The organism is Kitasatospora albolonga (genome assembly GCF_039535905.1).
GTDB lineage: Bacteria > Actinomycetota > Actinomycetes > Streptomycetales > Streptomycetaceae > Kitasatospora > Kitasatospora albolonga.
In genome coordinates this window covers 37951-53304 of sequence record NZ_BAAAYB010000147.1, presented here as the reverse complement: position 1 = coordinate 53304, position 15354 = coordinate 37951, and the positions used below count along the sequence as shown (strand labels likewise).

General features: G+C 72.7%; 16 protein-coding genes and 2 tRNA genes. 7 read left to right on the top strand and 11 right to left on the bottom strand.

Annotated features, from left to right (window positions below; translation table 11 throughout):
- The first annotated feature begins 88 nt into the window (after nucleotides 1-88).
- Nucleotides 89-988, top strand: coding sequence for a phosphoribosylaminoimidazolesuccinocarboxamide synthase (locus tag ABD946_RS36400; RefSeq protein WP_345289983.1), 900 nt, complete (start codon nucleotides 89-91; stop codon nucleotides 986-988).
- Nucleotides 989-1057: 69 nt separating this feature from the next.
- Here the strand turns inward: ABD946_RS36400 and ABD946_RS36395 are convergent, their stop codons facing one another.
- The 7 genes from ABD946_RS36395 to ABD946_RS36365 all read right to left on the bottom strand — a co-directional run bounded on the left by ABD946_RS36395 (nucleotide 1058) and on the right by ABD946_RS36365 (nucleotide 5536).
- Entirely contained in the window at nucleotides 1058-1672 is a 615-nt protein-coding gene (locus tag ABD946_RS36395; RefSeq protein WP_345289982.1) for a response regulator, read from the bottom strand.
- On the bottom strand, nucleotides 1669-2895 hold the full coding sequence (locus ABD946_RS36390) for a sensor histidine kinase (protein ID WP_345289981.1): 1227 nt from the start codon (nucleotides 2893-2895) through the stop codon (nucleotides 1669-1671). Before ABD946_RS36390 ends, ABD946_RS36395 begins: the two co-directional genes overlap by 4 nt.
- A 52-nt stretch (nucleotides 2896-2947) precedes the next feature.
- Nucleotides 2948-3739, bottom strand: a complete 792-nt coding sequence (locus ABD946_RS36385) for an ABC transporter permease (protein ID WP_345289980.1) — start codon at nucleotides 3737-3739, stop codon at nucleotides 2948-2950.
- A complete protein-coding gene (locus ABD946_RS36380; protein WP_345289979.1) occupies nucleotides 3736-4725 on the bottom strand; it encodes an ABC transporter ATP-binding protein in 990 nt (329 codons plus the stop codon). Before ABD946_RS36380 ends, ABD946_RS36385 begins: the two co-directional genes overlap by 4 nt.
- Nucleotides 4726-4885: 160 nt before the next feature.
- Nucleotides 4886-4958, bottom strand: a tRNA-Gly gene (locus ABD946_RS36375).
- Between the two features lie 44 nt (nucleotides 4959-5002).
- Nucleotides 5003-5075: transfer RNA gene (locus ABD946_RS36370), tRNA-Gly, on the bottom strand.
- A gap of 143 nt (nucleotides 5076-5218) precedes the next feature.
- The gene (locus ABD946_RS36365; RefSeq protein WP_345289977.1) at nucleotides 5219-5536 is read right to left on the bottom strand and encodes a histone-like nucleoid-structuring protein Lsr2; all 318 of its coding nucleotides are present in this window, start codon (nucleotides 5534-5536) and stop codon (nucleotides 5219-5221) included.
- Nucleotides 5537-5943: 407 nt separating this feature from the next.
- Here ABD946_RS36365 and purS point away from each other — a divergent pair, with 407 nt between their 5' ends.
- The 4 genes from purS (at nucleotide 5944) to ABD946_RS36345 (ending at nucleotide 10026) form a co-directional block, all read left to right on the top strand.
- Complete coding sequence (gene purS / locus ABD946_RS36360) at nucleotides 5944-6198, top strand: phosphoribosylformylglycinamidine synthase subunit PurS (RefSeq protein ID WP_345289976.1); 255 nt, start codon at nucleotides 5944-5946, stop codon at nucleotides 6196-6198.
- Nucleotides 6195-6872 carry a phosphoribosylformylglycinamidine synthase subunit PurQ gene (purQ, locus tag ABD946_RS36355; RefSeq protein WP_345289975.1) on the top strand — a complete coding sequence of 226 codons (678 nt, stop codon included), beginning with the start codon at nucleotides 6195-6197 and terminating at the stop codon, nucleotides 6870-6872. The genes purS and purQ overlap by 4 nt, the downstream gene beginning before the upstream one ends.
- Nucleotides 6872-9127, top strand: coding sequence for a phosphoribosylformylglycinamidine synthase subunit PurL (purL, locus tag ABD946_RS36350; RefSeq protein WP_345289974.1), 2256 nt, complete (start codon nucleotides 6872-6874; stop codon nucleotides 9125-9127). Before purQ ends, purL begins: the two co-directional genes overlap by 1 nt.
- A 62-nt stretch (nucleotides 9128-9189) precedes the next feature.
- The gene (locus tag ABD946_RS36345) at nucleotides 9190-10026 is read left to right on the top strand and encodes a sterol carrier family protein (RefSeq protein WP_345289973.1); all 837 of its coding nucleotides are present in this window, start codon (nucleotides 9190-9192) and stop codon (nucleotides 10024-10026) included.
- Between the two features lie 50 nt (nucleotides 10027-10076).
- On the opposite strand, the gene ABD946_RS36340 is transcribed toward ABD946_RS36345, so the two are convergent.
- Complete coding sequence (locus ABD946_RS36340) at nucleotides 10077-10964, bottom strand: DUF3152 domain-containing protein (protein WP_345289972.1); 888 nt, start codon at nucleotides 10962-10964, stop codon at nucleotides 10077-10079.
- A gap of 198 nt (nucleotides 10965-11162) precedes the next feature.
- Here ABD946_RS36340 and ABD946_RS36335 point away from each other — a divergent pair, with 198 nt between their 5' ends.
- Nucleotides 11163-11582: a DUF3151 domain-containing protein gene (locus ABD946_RS36335; RefSeq protein WP_345289971.1), complete on the top strand. Its 420-nt coding sequence runs from the start codon at nucleotides 11163-11165 to the stop codon at nucleotides 11580-11582.
- Between the two features lie 78 nt (nucleotides 11583-11660).
- Here ABD946_RS36335 and fbaA read toward each other — a convergent pair whose 3' ends face one another.
- The gene (gene fbaA, locus ABD946_RS36330; protein WP_345289970.1) at nucleotides 11661-12683 is read right to left on the bottom strand and encodes a class II fructose-bisphosphate aldolase; all 1023 of its coding nucleotides are present in this window, start codon (nucleotides 12681-12683) and stop codon (nucleotides 11661-11663) included.
- Between the two features lie 321 nt (nucleotides 12684-13004).
- Here fbaA and ABD946_RS36325 point away from each other — a divergent pair, with 321 nt between their 5' ends.
- Nucleotides 13005-13724 carry a DedA family protein gene (locus ABD946_RS36325; RefSeq protein WP_345289969.1) on the top strand — a complete coding sequence of 240 codons (720 nt, stop codon included), beginning with the start codon at nucleotides 13005-13007 and terminating at the stop codon, nucleotides 13722-13724.
- Nucleotides 13725-13801: 77 nt separating this feature from the next.
- Here the strand turns inward: ABD946_RS36325 and pyrE are convergent, their stop codons facing one another.
- Nucleotides 13802-14338: an orotate phosphoribosyltransferase gene (gene pyrE, locus ABD946_RS36320; protein WP_345289968.1), complete on the bottom strand. Its 537-nt coding sequence runs from the start codon at nucleotides 14336-14338 to the stop codon at nucleotides 13802-13804.
- 37 nt (nucleotides 14339-14375) lie between these two features.
- Nucleotides 14376-15263, bottom strand: coding sequence for an SRPBCC domain-containing protein (locus tag ABD946_RS36315; RefSeq protein WP_345289967.1), 888 nt, complete (start codon nucleotides 15261-15263; stop codon nucleotides 14376-14378).
- Nucleotides 15264-15354 lie beyond the last annotated feature (91 nt).

The window sequence follows — 15354 nt, the reverse complement described above, 5'->3', positions numbered from 1 at the left end:
AAGCAGAGCGGCCCGCGCGACTGAGCGCGGCCGCCCACGTGAAAGACTCGAGGCCCAGTACCCCCTTCCCCCGAGGACTGAGACGACCTTGAGCGGATTTGTCACCAAGCCCGAGCCGGTCCAGGTACCTGGTCTGGAACACCTGCACACCGGCAAGGTGCGCGACCTCTACCGGGCCGCCAACGGCGACCTGGTGATGGTGGCCAGCGACCGGACCTCCGCCTTCGACTGGGTGCTGCCCAACGAGATCCCGGACAAGGGCCGGATCCTCACCCAGCTCTCGCTCTGGTGGTTCGAGCGGATCGCCGACATCGTGCCCAACCACGTCATCTCCACCGAGCTCCCGGACGGCGCCCCCGCCGACTGGAAGGGCCGCACCCTGATCTGCCGGGCGCTGGAGATGGCCCCGGTGGAGTGCGTGGCCCGCGGCTACCTGACCGGCTCCGGCCTGGTCGAGTACCGCGAGGACCGCACGGTCTGCGGCATCGCCCTGCCGGAGGGCCTGGAGGACGGCTCCGAGCTGCCCGCCCCGATCTACACCCCGGCCCTCAAGGCCGAGGTCGGCGAGCACGACGAGAACGTCTCCTACGAGGAGACCGCCCGCCGGATCGGCGCGGACCTGGCGGCGACGCTCCGTCAGACCACCCTGGCCGTCTACTCCCGGGCCCGGGACATCGCCCGCGAGCGCGGCCTGATCCTGGCCGACACCAAGTTCGAGTTCGGCCTGGCCGACGGCGAGCTGGTGATCGGCGACGAGGTGCTCACCCCGGACTCCTCCCGCTACTGGCCGGCCGACCTCTGGCAGCCGGGCCGGGCCCAGCCCTCCTTCGACAAGCAGTTCATCCGGGACTGGCTGGACTCCCCGGCCTCCGGCTGGGACCGCCGCAGCGAGCAGCCGCCGCCGGAGCTGCCCGCCGAGATCGTGGCCACCACCCGGGCCAAGTACGTCGAGGCGTACGAGCGCCTGACCGGCAACACCTGGCAGTGACGCGGAGACGGCCGGGGCCCCACCGAGGGGCCCCGGCCGTCCGTGTGTCGCCGACCGCGTGACGGTCCCTCAGATCCAGCCGTGCTCGCGGGCGATCCGGACCGCCGCGTGCCGGTTCTCGGCGCCCAGCTTCCCGGCCGCCGAGGAGAGGTAGTTGCGCACCGTGCCGGCCGAGAGCGAGGCCCGCTCGGCGATCTCGGCGACCGAGGTGCCGTGCGCGGCCAGCTCCAGCACGTCTGTCTCGCGCGGGGTGAGCGGGCTCTCCCCGGCCGCGATGGCGTCGGCCGCCAGCTCCGGGTCCACGTACCGGCCGCCCGCCACCACGGTGCGGATGATCCCGGCCAGGTCGGCCGCCGAGACGGTCTTCGGCAGGAAGCCCCGCACCCCGACCTCCAGCGCCCGCTTCAGGTAGCCGGGCCGGCCGTGGCCGGTGACGATCATCGTCCGGCACTCGGGCAGCACCCGGCGCAGCTCGGTGGCCACCTCGATCCCGTCCATCCCGGGCATCTGCAGGTCCAGCACCGCGACGTCGGGGCGGTGCGCCTTGGCCATCGCCAGCGCCTCCGGGCCCGAGGCGGCCTCGGCGACCACGGTCAGGTCCTCCTCCAGCGCCAGCAGGGCGGCCATCGCGCCCCGGATCAGGTGCTCGTCGTCGGCGAGCAGGAGTCGTACGGGCGCGGTCATCCGGTGGTCTCCAGGGAGAGGGCGGGGGCGGTCAGCGGCAGGTCCACGGTGAGGCGGAACCAGCCGGGGTCGGCCGGGGGCGTGGCCAGCTGCCCGCCGTACACGGCGAGCCGCTCGCGCAGGCCGGTGAGGCCGGTGCCGGGGGCGCCGGCGGGCCGCTCGGGCACCCCGTCGTTGGCCATCTCCAGCAGTGCCTGGCCGCCGCCGACCCGCAGCCGGATCCGGCAGTGGCGGGCCTCGCTGTGCCGGAGCACGTTGGTGGTGGCCTCGCGGACCACCCAGCCGAGCACCGACTGGGCGGTGACCGGGAGTTGCTCGGCCCCGGCCAGGTCCACCGCGCAGTCCACGTCGGCGGCCCGGAGCACCGAGCGGGCCCCGGTCAGCTCGGCGTGCAGGTCGGCGCTCCGGTAGGCCCGGACCACCTCCCGCACCTCGCGCTGGGACTCCTGGGCGATCCGCTGCACCTCGGTCATCTGGTCGGCCGCCTCCGGGCGCCCCCGGCGGGCGAGTTGGGCGGCCAGCTCGCTCTTGAGCGCGATGGTGGTGAGGTTGCGGCCCAGCACGTCGTGCAGGTCCCGGGAGAACCGCAGCCGCTCCTCGGCCACCGCCAGCCGGGCCTGGGTCTCCCGGGCGCCGTCCAACTCCCAGACCACCCCGGCCAGCCAGGCCGAGGAGCGGCAGGTGGCACCGAAGAACACGCAGCCGAGCAGCACCACCGTGCAGACCCCGAGGCCGGTGGCGAGCGGCGCGCCGGAGGCGAGCAGCGCGGCCAGCACCCCGAGCAGCATCCCCGCACAGAGCGCGGCGCCGCGGCGGACCGGCAGGGCCACCGCGACCGGGGCGTACCAGAACATCACCAGCACCGGGCCGAGCCCGGCCGCCCGGTCCGGGTCGGGGCCGGCGGTCAGGGCGAGCAGCCAGACCATGGCCAGGGTGAGCACGGTGGCGGCGGTCAGCAGGCCGGTCGGCAGGCTCCGGCGGCCCAGGTAGTGGGCCAGTCCGGTGCGGAACAGCAGGACCGAGAGCACCGTGCCGGCCAGCATCGCCAGCAGCAGCAGACGGAGCGTCAGCACCGGCATGCCCGTCGCCCCGCCGCCCACCGCGCCCAGCACCGCGAACGGCTGGGCCGACAGCGCGAAGTAGCAGGACCAGCGGACGTACAGCTCGGTGCGCTGCGGCTTGCCCAGCGCGCGCCAGCGGCGCAGCGGTCGGCGCAGTTCCACGGTCCCTCCTCCGGTGCGTTCGGTACCGAATTCCTATCAGGCCTCCCCGGCCTCAGCGCCGGGGCTCCCAGCGGAACCAGCGCAGCGCGGCCCAGCCGGCCAGCACGGTCCAGGCCGCGGCCAGCCCGAGCTGCGGCAGGGCTTCGCCCCAGCCGGTCGCACCGGTCCAGCCGTCGCGCAGCAGCTGGACGGCCGGCGTGGTCGGCAGCAGGCGGCAGACCGCGGCCAGCTGGTCCGGCATCGCGTCCAACGGGAAGATCATCCCGGAGCCGAACTGACTGATCAGCAGCAGGGGGAGGGTGGTCAGCCCGGCGCTCTCCACGGTCTTGGTGATGACGCTGGACAGCGCGGCCAGCGGCACCAGCACGGCCAGGCCGAGCAGCATCCCGAGCACCACCCGGGCCGGGTCGGAGGGGGCGGGCAGGTCCATCAGGAAGGCCGCGGCCACGCAGAGCACCACGCCGAGGGTCAGCGAGAGCAGCACGGACGGCAGCGCCATGCCGCCGAGCAGTTCGGCGTCCCGGGCCTCGCCGGTGCGCATCCGCTTGAGCACCAGCTCGCCGCGCCGGGCCACGTAGGCCGAGGTCAGGTTGTAGTAGACGACGAACAGCGGGAGCATCCCGAGCAGTGCGGTGACCACCAGGGCGGAGGCGGACAGGCCGGGGGTGTCCGCGCCCTGCTGCCGGATCGGCTCGCTCAGCGCGACGGCCATCAGCGGGGGCAGGGCCAGCGCGGTGAACAGCGCGGTGCGGTTGCGCAGCAGCAGGGTGGTCTCGGCCCGGCCCAGGGCCAGCAGCCTGGTCGCGGTGGTGGAGACGGCGGTGGAAGTGGTGGCGGCGGTCATCGGTCGGCTCCGGTCAGGACGGTCTCGGCGGGGGAGTCGGTGGTGGCGGCGCCGGAGGCGATGGCCAGGAAGGCCTCCTCCAGCGAGGCGCTGCGGGCGTCCAGCCCGGCCAGCGGCACCTCGTGCCGGGCGGCCCAGCCGAGCAGTTCGGTCAGGGTGGCCTGGAGGTGCGGGGTCTGCACGGTGATCCGGCGGCCCTCGGTCAGCAGCTCGGCCCCGGCCAGCTGGGGCAGCGTCAGGCCCTCGAACTGGCCTTCCCGCCCGGGGAGTTCGAAGGTGATCCGGGACGGCCGCCCGGCGATCACCTCGGCCACGGTGCCCCGGGTGACGATCCGTCCGGCGTGCATGATGGCCAGCCGGTCGGCCAGCTCCTCGGCCTCCTCCAGGTAGTGCGTGGTGAGCAGCACCGTGGTGCCCTGCGCCCGCAGCTCGCGGACCAGCCGCCAGACCCCGGCCCGGGCCTCCGGGTCCAGCCCGGTGCTGGGCTCGTCCAGGAACAGCACCTCGGGGCTGCCGAGCAGGGCCAGCGCCAGGTCGAGCCGGCGGCGCTCGCCGCCGGAGAGCTGCTTGACCCGCACGGTGCGCCGGTGGACCAGCCCGACCAGCTCCAGCACCTCGTCCACCGGCCGGGCCCCGCTGGTCATCCCGGCCCAGGCCCGGCCGGTCTCGGCCACCGTGAGCTCGGCGGGGAAGCCGCCCTCCTGGAGCATGATGCCGATCCTCGGCCGCACCAGGGCCCGCTCCCGGTACGGGTCGTCGCCCAGCACCCGGACCTGACCCCCCGTCGGGGCGGCCAGGCCTTCGAGCAGCTCCATGGTGGAGGTCTTGCCCGCCCCGTTGGTGCCGAGCAGGGCGAAGACCTCGCCCCGGCGGACCGTGAGGTCCAGGCCCCGGACGGCGTCGAAGCCGGCGTCCCCGGCGGGTCCGTAGTGGCGGTGCAGGCCGGTGGCCTCGATGGCGGGCGGCTCGCGGTGGCTGGTGTCCATGCCCTCAAGCCTCCCGGCGGCCGGGGCCCGCGGGCAGTGCGCGGCGTCACCGGTCGGTGCCGCGTCCGCACGGGTCGCCGATGACAAATGTCATCGGCGAGCGGGAGGAAGAGGTGCGGGAACGACGAAGGGCCCCTCTTCCGAGGGGCCCTTCACACTGAGCGGACGACGAGATTCGAACTCGCGACCCTCACCTTGGCAAGGTGATGCTCTACCAACTGAGCCACGTCCGCACGATCTTCGGTTGTACTGCGGTACTGCCGTACTGCTTACTGCGAGCGGACGACGAGATTCGAACTCGCGACCCTCACCTTGGCAAGGTGATGCTCTACCAACTGAGCCACGTCCGCATGGTGTCCGTCAGGCCACCAGCCGCCTCTCCGGATCCCTCCGGTTGCGGCGACAGGAAGAACTCTACCCCATCGGAAGGAGTGGTCGCCCCACCCTTTCCGCCGGGGCGGTCGGAGTGGGGCGACGGGGCCTTCGCCGCAGGTCAGTTGTTCTCGGCGAACTGCTCGTAGACGTTCTTGGGGATGCGTCCGCGGGCGGGCAGGTCCATGCCGCGGGACTGCGCCCAGGCGCGCACGGCGGCCGGGTCCGGGGTGAGAGCGGTGCGGCGGAAGGACTTTCCGGCGCGGCTCTGGCGACGGCCCGCCGCGACGAACGGGGCGAGCGCCTCACGGAGCTTCTCCGCGTTGTCCTGCGACAGGTCGATCTCGTACGACTTCCCGTCGACACCGAAGTGGACGGTCTCCGCGGCGGCGCCGCCGTCCAGGTCGTCGGAGAGCGTGACGACTACACGCTGAGCCATGGGTGTCAATCCTCTCGGGCAATTCGCGAGCGCGTCCGGGCAGGCAGGAACCCGCGCTGATGTGCAGCGCCCGCCGTCACCGGTGGGCCCTATTCTGCACCCAAAGGCGAGGGAAATCGAAGGGCTGCGCTTTCTTTTTCCGGATATTCACGAGACTTCGTCGGACCGGGGATAGCGGAGGATCGCGCTGGTCGTTCTGTCCCGTAGTGCCGGTATTCGGACGGTCCGCAAGGGGCCGCGATAACGGCCGAAAAGGGACAGGGCGGGGACGGTGGAGAGCCCTGGAACCCTTGTGGCGTAAGGGGCGTATGTCTACGCGCGTCGCTCCGACCGGCCCGCAAACACGCCCGAATGCCCCGGTAGTCTGGAGGTCCCCCGCCTCACGCACCACACCAACGGGAGTGCCAGTGGCTCGCGTCGTAGTCGACGTCATGCTCAAGCCCGAGATCCTCGACCCCCAGGGCCAGGCGGTGCAGCGTGCACTGCCCCGGCTCGGATTCGCCGGGATCGCCGATGTCCGTCAGGGCAAGCGTTTCGAACTGGAGCTGGAGGGTCCGGTCGACGAGGCCGCGCTCGCCAAGATCCGCGAAGCCGCCGAGACCTTCCTCGCGAACACCGTGATCGAGGACTTCACCGTCCGGATCGAGGAGGAGGGCAAGTGACCACCCGCGTTGGCGTCGTCACTTTCCCGGGCTCGCTCGACGACCGCGACGCGCAGCGCGCGGTCCGCCTGGCCGGCGCCGAGCCGGTCGCCCTCTGGCACCGTGACAAGGATCTCCACCAGGTCGACGCCGTCGTCCTGCCGGGCGGATTCTCCTACGGTGACTATCTGCGCTGCGGCGCCATCTCCCGCTTCTCCCCGGTGATGGACAGCATCATCGAGCAGGCCAAGCTGGGAATGCCGGTCCTCGGTATCTGCAACGGCTTCCAGGTGCTCTGCGAATCGCACCTGCTGCCCGGTGCGCTCACCCGGAACGACTCGCTGCACTTCATCTGCCGCGACCAGAAGCTCCGGATCGAGAACGCCGGGACGGCCTGGACCAAGGATTACTCCGAGGGCCAGGAAATCGTCGTGCCGCTCAAGAACGGCGAGGGCCGGTTCGTCGCCGAGGAGCGCGTGCTGGACCAGCTGGAGGCCGAAGGCCGCGTCGTGGCACGGTACTTGGACCTGAACCCGAACGGTTCGTACCGCGACATCGCCGGCATCACCAACGCGGCGGGCAATGTCGTCGGCCTGATGCCGCACCCCGAGCACGCCGTGGAGCCGCTCACGGGCCCGACCACCGAGGGCCTGGGCTTCTTCACCTCCGTCCTGAAGCAGCTGGTGAACGCCTGATGTCCCTCGACACCGTCAAGAACGCCGAGCAGACCCCGGACTCCGCGCAGCCCTGGGCCGAACTCGGGCTCAAGGAAGACGAGTACGCCAAGATCCGGGAGATCCTCGGCCGCCGTCCCACCGGCGCCGAGCTGGCGATGTACTCGGTCATGTGGTCCGAGCACTGCTCCTACAAGAGCTCCAAGGTGCACCTCAAGCAGTTCGGCGAGAAGAAGCCGGACAGCGACGCGATGCTGGTCGGCATCGGCGAGAACGCCGGTGTGGTCGACGTGGGCCAGGGCTACGCGGTGACCTTCAAGGTCGAGTCGCACAACCACCCCTCGTACATCGAGCCCTACCAGGGCGCGGCCACCGGCATCGGCGGCATCGTCCGCGACATCCTGGCGATGGGCGCCCGCCCGGTCGCCGTGATGGACCCGCTGCGCTTCGGTGCGGCCGACCACCCGGACACCCGGCGCGTGCTGCCCGGGATCGTCGCGGGCATCGGCGGCTACGGCAACTGCCTGGGCCTGCCGAACATCGGCGGCGAGGTCGTCTTCGACTCCTGCTACCAGGGCAACCCGCTGGTCAACGCGCTCTGCGTGGGCGTGATGAAGCACGAGGACATCCACCTCGCGCAGGCCAGCGGCGCCGGCAACAAGGTCATCCTGTACGGAGCCCGCACCGGCGGCGACGGCATCGGCGGCGTCTCGGTCCTCGCGTCCGAGACCTTCGACGACACCAAGCCCACCAAGCGGCCCGCCGTCCAGGTCGGCGACCCGTTCCAGGAGAAGCTCCTCATCGAGTGCACCCTGGAGATCTTCGCCGAGAAGCTGGTGCTCGGCATCCAGGACCTCGGCGGCGCCGGACTCTCCTGCGCCACCTCGGAGTTGGCCTCGGCCGGCTCCGGCGGCATGCGGATCGAGCTGGACACCGTGCCGCTGCGCGACAACACGCTCTCGCCGGAGGAGATCCTCATGAGCGAGTCGCAGGAGCGCATGTGCGCCATCGTCGAGCCCGAGAAGGTCGCCCGCTTCCTGGAGATCTGCGAGAAGTGGGACGTCATCGCCACCGTCATCGGTGAGGTGACCGAGGGCGAGCGCCTGGAGATCTTCTGGCACGGCGAGCAGGTCGTGGACGTGCCGCCGCGCTCCGTCGCGCACGACGGCCCGACCTACAACCGCCCGTTCGCGCGGCCGAGTTGGCAGGACGCGCTGCAGGCCGACGCGCCGACCGCCGAGCGGCTGGCCCGCCCGGCCAACGGCGCGGAGCTCAAGGCGGCCCTGCTGGCCGTGGCCTCGTCGCCGAACCAGGCCTCCAAGTCCTGGATCACCGACCAGTACGACCGCTACGTGCTCGGCAACACCGTGCTCTCGCACGGCGAGGACTCCGGCATGATCCGGATCGACGACGAGACCAACCTCGGCGTCTCGGTCGCCACCGACGGCAACGGCCGCTTCGCCAAGCTGGACCCGTACACCGGTGCCCAGTTGGCCCTGGCCGAGGCGTACCGCAACGTCGCGGCCGGCGGTGCCAAGCCGCTCGCCGTCTCCGACTGCCTCAACTTCGGCTCCCCCGAGGACCCGGACGTGATGTGGCAGTTCGCCGAGGCGACCCGTGGCCTGGCCGACGCCTGCCTGGTGCTCGGCACCCCGGTCACCGGCGGCAACGTCTCGCTGTACAACCAGACCGGCGAGGTCGCCATCCACCCGACCCCCGTGGTCGCGGTGCTCGGCGTCATCGACGACGTCACCCGCCGCACGCCCATCGGCTTCGGCGAGCAGGGGCAGCTGCTCTACCTGCTCGGCGACACCGAGGACGAGCTCGGCGGCTCGGCCTGGACCGAGGTCGTGCACGGCCACCTCGGCGGCCTGCCGCCCAAGCTGGACCTGGAGCGCGAGCGCCTGCTCGGCGAGATCCTGATCGCCGCCTCCCGGGACGGCATGGTCGACGCGGCCCACGACCTCTCCGACGGCGGCCTGGGCCAGGCCCTGGTGGAGAGCTGCCTCAAGGGCGGCAACGGCGCGCGCGTCGTGGTCCCCGAGGGCATGGACCCGTTCGTGTTCCTGTTCTCCGAGTCCGCCGGCCGCGCCGTGGTCGCCGTGCCGCGCAGCGAGGAGCTCCGGTTCAACGACATGTGCGGCGCCCGTGGCCTGCCCGCCACCCGGATCGGCGTGGTGGACGGTGACGTCCTGGAGGTCCAGGGCCAGTTCGAGGTCTCGCTGGCCGAGCTGAAGGACGCGCACACCGGTGTGATCGAGGCGCTGCTCGCCTGACGGCGTCTCACCTGGTGAAGGGGCGGCCCGGTCGGGCCGCCCCTTCGCTGTACGCTCGCGCAATGGCGAACTCCGCGAAGAAGGCCCGCAGTTACGACCCCGCCAAGGTGCGGGCCGCGCTGGCCGGGCAGACCGAGGCGCTGCGCGCCGCCGTCCGCGAGCTGTGCGCCCGGCCGCACGCCGAGGAGCTGCTGGCCCGGCCGACCCGGCTGGGGGAGTGGAACGTCCGCCAGCTCGTCGCCCACCTGGGCTTCTGCCTGGACTGGCTGCCCCACCACCTGGACGAGCCGGTGCCCGCCGGGGCCGCCATCCCGCTGGTCGAGTGGCCCGGCCTGACCAGGACCGCCGCGGAGGCCATCTCGGCCGCCGTGATCGAGCACGCCGAGGGCGCCTTCGCGGGCTCCCCGGCCGAGGTGGCCAAGGAGTTCGACGCCGCCTGCGACCTGCTGCTCGCCACCCTGGACCGGCCCGAGGCGGCCGACCCGGCCCGCCGCTTCGTGATCCGCTTCGGCCCGATCCTGGTCACCGACTTCCTGGTCACCCGGCTGGTCGAGACCGTCGTGCACGCGGACGACCTGGCGGCCGTGCTGGAGCTGCCCGCCTTCCCGCACGACCGGCAGGCGCTGGCCGCCGTCACCCGCCTGCTGGCCGACGCCCTCGCCCACCGGGTGCCCGGCGGCGCGGTCGAGCTGCGGATCCCGCCGTTCGCCGTCGTCCAGGCCGTCGAGGGCCCCCGCCACACCCGCGGCACCCCGCCCAACGTGGTCGAGACCGACCCGCTCACCTGGATCCGGCTGGCCACCGGCCGCACCTCCTGGGCCGAGGCCGAGGGCGCCGCCGAGCTGACCGCCAGCGGCGAGCGCAGCGACCTCTCGGCGTACCTCCCGGTGCTGGGCTGAGGCGGCGCCCCCGGTCTGAGGCGGTGCCCCCGGCCTGAGGCGGCGTCAGCTCACTTGCGGGGCGGGCCCGAGATGTACTTGCCGTCCGCCCCGTACGGCCAGGCGTTGGAGACGCAGCCCTCCAGGCCGTAGATCTGCTGCATCATCGCCGGGGCCGGCTTCCCGGCGCCGGAGCAGCCCTCGTGGCCGTGGCCGATGAAGTGGCCGACCTCGTGGTTGACGATCAGGGCCCGGTACTCCTCGATCGGGCCGCTGAACTGCGGGGAGCCGGCCGTCCAGCGCTTGGTGTTGACCATGACGGCGCCGCCGACGTTGCAGTTCACCTCGCCGCCGGTGTCGAGGCCGGCCTTGGCGCAGACCGCGTCCACGGTGCCGGGGGAGGCGATCTTCACCGCGAAGTCGGCCGCGCCGGAGGCGACCAGCTGGAAGGAGTGCTTGCCGTCGGCGGTCCAGCCGCGCTTGTCGGCCAGGATCTTCTGCACCTGGTCGGTGGCGGTGGCGGCGTCGATGCCGATGCCGTCCTCCACCTCCACCTTGTACTTGCGCAGGGTCGCGCCCTTGCCGACCACCGGGCCGTTGGCGCGCACCGTGCTGAAGGTGCCCTTGCCCTTCTCGACCACCGCGGTCGGGGTGGGGCTGGGCGTGGGTGAGGGCGAGGGCGCGGGGGCGGGCGGCTGGGCGGCCGGGGAGCCCTCGGCGGCCGGGACGGCCCGGGCCTGGGTGGTGGCGGGCGCGGAGGGCCCGCCGTCGGAGCCGACGAGGTCGAACGCGGCGATCCCGAGCACGGCCAGCGCCCCGGTCAGCCCCACCAGCAGCACCAGCCGCCGCCGGGCCGCCTGCTGCCGGCGCCGCGCGGCGGCGGCCCGCCGTCGGCTCGGTGCGGGGGCACCCGCGCGCCGTGCGCGGGGGGCCGGGGTGCTCCTGGGGTTGGATCGCACTGCGGATGCTCTCTGGTCGCCTGGCAGGACTCGTCGCACTGTCGTTCAGGACGATACCCGTCGCGGGTGCGGTTCCCCGCGACCGGAGTGCCGCCGGGGGCGGGCGGTGGTGCCCGGGCGGCGGTGCCCCGGGCAGAACCCGTGGGGAAGCCGGGAGGGAGGCGACAGCCGTACCGCCGAACGGGCAGACTGGCAGGCATGAGTATTCACCAGAACCTCCTCGGAGGCCCCGAACCGACCAGGCTGACCGAGGACGAGCAGCCCTACCGGATGCTGGGCGAGGAGTCGGCCTCGCCGACCCAGGTGGCGGCCGCGTTCCCGACCTTCTCGCTGGCCTGGGCGATGCTGGCCGACGACGCCTACGACGCCGGCCGCGTGGTCGAGTCCTACGCCTACGCCCGCACCGGCTACCACCGCGGGCTGGACTCGCTGCGGCGGGCGGGCTGGAAGGGCCACGGCCCGGTGCCGTGGGAGCACCGGGGCAACCGGGGCTTCCTGCGCTGCCTGGCCGCGCTGGCCCGGGCCGCCGAGTCGATCAAGGAGACCGAGGAGGCCGAGCGCTGCTGGCAGTTCCTCAAGGACAGCAGCGCCGAGGCCTACGCCGAGCTGAAGCAGTAGTCCTGCCGACGCGGTGGTCGTAGGACGCGCAGGAGCCCCGGCCCGTGGAGGGCCGGGGCTCCGTCGTTCCGGTGCGCCTTACTTGATGCGCTTGCCGGCCGAGCGCAGCTGCTGCGCGGCCTCGAGCACGCGGGCGGCCATGCCGGCCTCGGCCAGCTTGCCCCAGGTGCGCGGGTCGTAGGTGTTCTTCTTGCCGACCTCGCCGTCGACCTTCAGCACACCGTCGTAGTTGCTGAACATGTGCGCCACCACCGGGCGGGTGAAGGCGTACTGGGTGTCGGTGTCGAGGTTCATCTTCACGACGCCGTTCTCCAGCGCGGTGGCGATCTCCTCGGCGGTGGAGCCGGAGCCGCCGTGGAAGACGAAGTCGAACGGGTCCTGCTTGCCGTACTGCTTGCCGATCTCGTCCTGCAGGTCGCGCAGGAGCTCCGGCTTCAGCACCACGTTGCCCGGCTTGTAGACGCCGTGCACGTTGCCGAACGAGGCGGCCAGCAGGTAGCGGCCCTTCTCGCCCAGGCCGAGCGCCTCGGCGGTGCGGACGGCGTCGTTCACCGTGGTGTAGAGCTCGTCGTTGATCTCGTGGGTGACGCCGTCCTCCTCGCCGCCGGTCGGGGTGATCTCGACCTCGAGGATGATCTTCGCGGCGGCGGCCTGGGCCAGCAGCTCCTGGCCGATGGCCAGGTTGTCGGCCAGGGTCTCGGCCGAGCCGTCCCACATGTGCGACTGGAAGAGCGGGTTGCGGCCCTGGGCCACGCGCTCGGCGGAGACCGCGATCAGCGGGCGGACGTAGGCGTCCAGCTTGTCCTTGGGGCAGTGGTCGGTGTGCAGCGCGACGGTGATGTCGTACTTGGCCGCCACGATGTGGGCGAACTCGGCCAGCGCGACCGCGCCGGTGACCATGTCCTTGTTGTGCTGGCCGCCGAGGAACTCCGCGCCACCGGTCGAGATCTGGATGATGCCGTCGCTCTCGGCCTCGGCGAAGCCGCGCAGGGCGGCGTGCAGCGTCTGCGACGAGGTGACGTTGATGGCCGGGTAGGCGAACTTGCCCGCCTTGGCCCGGTCGAGCATCTCGTTGTAGACCTCGGGAGTTGCGATGGGCATGCGAATTCGCTCCTGTCGGTGCTCGGCGTACGGACGACCTGTCCGACGCTCGGTACGCCTTCGGTACGACGCGCGGTGCCGGCTGCCGTCGCGGCTCTGCGGTGCGGCTCCGGTACCCCGGTTCGACGGAGTCCGTCGCGGTGTGCACTGAGGGTGGGTGCGACCGCGGGCCGGACACCTGTGCCATCTTCCCAGACTCGACCCCCGGAGACACCCATGGGCCCGCTGGTTGGGACGGACGGTGTCGGGAGAGGGGTCGGAGGTCCCCGGGGCGGGAGGGACCTTCAGCCCCCCGTAAGGGCGGGGCGCTATCCTGCGCCCGTGGACTACAACCAGCTCGCCGTCAATCTGCTCGACGCCAAATCGCTCGTCGCATCGGTCGGTGTGATCGGCATCCTGGCGATCATCTTCGCCGAGACCGGCCTGCTGGTCGGGTTCTTCTTCCCGGGCGACTCGCTGCTCATCCTGGCCGGCGTGGCCGCCTCCAGCGCCGCCGAGAAGGTGCTCGGGGAGGGGGCGCAGATGTCGATCGCGGCCCTGCTGATCGGTGCCCCGCTCTGTGCCATCGCCGGGGCCCAGCTGGGGCACCTGTTCGGGGTCAAGGTCGGGCCCAAGATGTTCGACAAGCCGGACTCGAAGATCTTCCGCCGCGAGTTCGTGGTGAAGGCCGAGGAGTACTTCGACAAGTTCGGCCCGGCCAAGGCCGTGGTGCTGGCCCGCTTCATCCCGATCGTGCGGACCTTCCTCAACCCGGTCGCGGGCGTGCTGGAGATGCCGGCCAAGACCTTCTTCGTCTGGAACGTGATCGGCGGCCTGCTGTGGACCGAGTCCATGCTGCTGATCGGCTACTTCACCGGTGACCAGCTGGCGCCCGTGATCGACAAGTACCTGATCCCGGCGATGCTGCTGATCATCCTGGTCTCGCTCTCCCCGGTCTTCATCGAGGTCTGGCGCGAGCGCAAGAAGAAGAAGGCGGGCGTTGCCACCGCCGAGCAGGCCCCGGCCGAGGCGACCGGCAACGGCCGGCACCGCAAGGGCTGATCCCCCGTCACGCGCGAGTGGCCCGCCGTTTCACGTGAAACACGTGGAGCGGCGGGCCACCGTCATGTGGTCGTCCGTCAGAGACCCAGGTCGTCCAGGTCGTAGGCGGTGACGTACTCCAGGCCCGCCTCGGCGATGGCCGGGGCCGCGCCGCGCTCGACGATCACCGCGACGCCGACCACCTCGGCGCCCGCCTCGCGGAGCGCCTCGACGGCGGTCAGCACCGAGCCGCCGGTGGTGGAGGTGTCCTCGACCGCCAGCACCCGGCGGCCCTTCACGTCCGGGCCCTCGATCCGGCGCTGCAGGCCGTGCGCCTTGCCCGCCTTGCGGACCACGAAGGCGTCCAGCTTCCGGCCGCGGGCGGCGGCGGCGTGCAGCATCGCGGCGGCCACCGGGTCGGCGCCCAGGGTCAGGCCGCCGACCGCGTCGTACTCCAGGTGCGCGGAGGCGTCCAGCATGACCGAGCCGACCAGCGGGGCGGCCTCGGCGTCCAGGGTGATCCGGCGGAGGTCGACGTAGTAGTCGGCCTCCTTGCCGGAGGAGAGGGTGACCTTGCCGTGCACGACGGCCTTGTCCTTGATCTGCGCCAGCAGGGCGTCGCGGTCGTTGCTCATGGACAGTCAGTCTACGGGCGCGGTACGCGGACTCCGGTCAGCGCCTGCGCAGGGCGCGGACCAGGACCACCGCGCCGCCGAGCAGCACCGCGCCGCCGCCGATCACCCAGGGCAGCGGGTTCCGGTCGCTCGCGGAGACCACCTCCGGGCCGCCCCAGCGGCTGGCCGCCCGGGCCCGCGCGCTGCGGGCCGGCAGGGCCGGGGCGTAGCGGCCGCGCGGCGGGGCGTGGTCCACCTCCTCGGCCGAACGGCCGACGATGCTGCGGCGGACCGGGCCGGAGGCGGCGGCCGGGTCGGCCAGGTAGTCGAACGCGGGCTCCGGCTCGGCCTGCCGCTCCGGCTCGGCGGCGGTGGGTTCGGGGAGGACGGCGTCCGCGGGGAGGTCGTCCTCGGTGAAGGCGATCAGGTCGGAGAGGTCGTCGTCCAGGTCGGCGCCGAAGCCGGCCGCGTGGTCCTCCAGGTAGACCACGGTGGCCTCCGGCGGCTCGGCCCCGCTCAGCTCGGCCGCCAGCTCGGCCGCGAAGCGGTCCAGCAGACGGCGGCCGGTGGTGCCCAGGGTGGCGGCGTCGAACTCGGTGAGGCGGCCGGTGGCGGACAGGTCACCGGTGAAGCGGAGGGTGCAGGACTTCTCGTCGTCCTCGGCCGCGGGCTGCACCGAGAGGCGGACGGTGGCGGTCACCTCGCCGGTGCCGCGCGCCTCCTGACCCTCCGCCAGGACGGTCAGCACGCCCTCGCGGCCCTCGATCAGCGAGAGCTCGCCGCGGTAGGTGATGGTCGAGCCGCCGATCCGCAGACGCAGCCGGGCGGCGCCGCCCGGCTCCTCGTCGGTGGTCAGCCCGGGGACGCAGCGGGACACCAGCTCCTGGTCCCGCAGGGCCTCCTGGACGGTGGCGGCGGGCAGCTGGACGACAACCTCATGCTCCATGCCGTCGAGCCTACCCACCCGGGGTGGCGGTCGAGCAGAGGCTGCGCGGGGTGCCTTCACCGCCACGGCAACGAGGCAGCGCCCCGCAGGG

Coding starts and splice junctions, on each gene's coding strand:
- ABD946_RS36395 (WP_345289982.1), bottom strand. CDS start 1,672: ATGACCGCGCCCGTACGACTCCTGCTCGCCGACGACGAGCACCTGATC.
- ABD946_RS36385 (WP_345289980.1), bottom strand. CDS start 3,739: ATGACCGCCGCCACCACTTCCACCGCCGTCTCCACCACCGCGACCAGG.
- ABD946_RS36380 (WP_345289979.1), bottom strand. CDS start 4,725: ATGGACACCAGCCACCGCGAGCCGCCCGCCATCGAGGCCACCGGCCTG.
- ABD946_RS36365 (WP_345289977.1), bottom strand. CDS start 5,536: ATGGCTCAGCGTGTAGTCGTCACGCTCTCCGACGACCTGGACGGCGGC.
- purL (WP_345289974.1), top strand. CDS start 6,872: ATGTCCCTCGACACCGTCAAGAACGCCGAGCAGACCCCGGACTCCGCG.
- ABD946_RS36345 (WP_345289973.1), top strand. CDS start 9,190: ATGGCGAACTCCGCGAAGAAGGCCCGCAGTTACGACCCCGCCAAGGTG.
- ABD946_RS36335 (WP_345289971.1), top strand. CDS start 11,163: ATGAGTATTCACCAGAACCTCCTCGGAGGCCCCGAACCGACCAGGCTG.
- fbaA (WP_345289970.1), bottom strand. CDS start 12,683: ATGCCCATCGCAACTCCCGAGGTCTACAACGAGATGCTCGACCGGGCC.
- pyrE (WP_345289968.1), bottom strand. CDS start 14,338: ATGAGCAACGACCGCGACGCCCTGCTGGCGCAGATCAAGGACAAGGCC.
- ABD946_RS36315 (WP_345289967.1), bottom strand. CDS start 15,263: ATGGAGCATGAGGTTGTCGTCCAGCTGCCCGCCGCCACCGTCCAGGAG.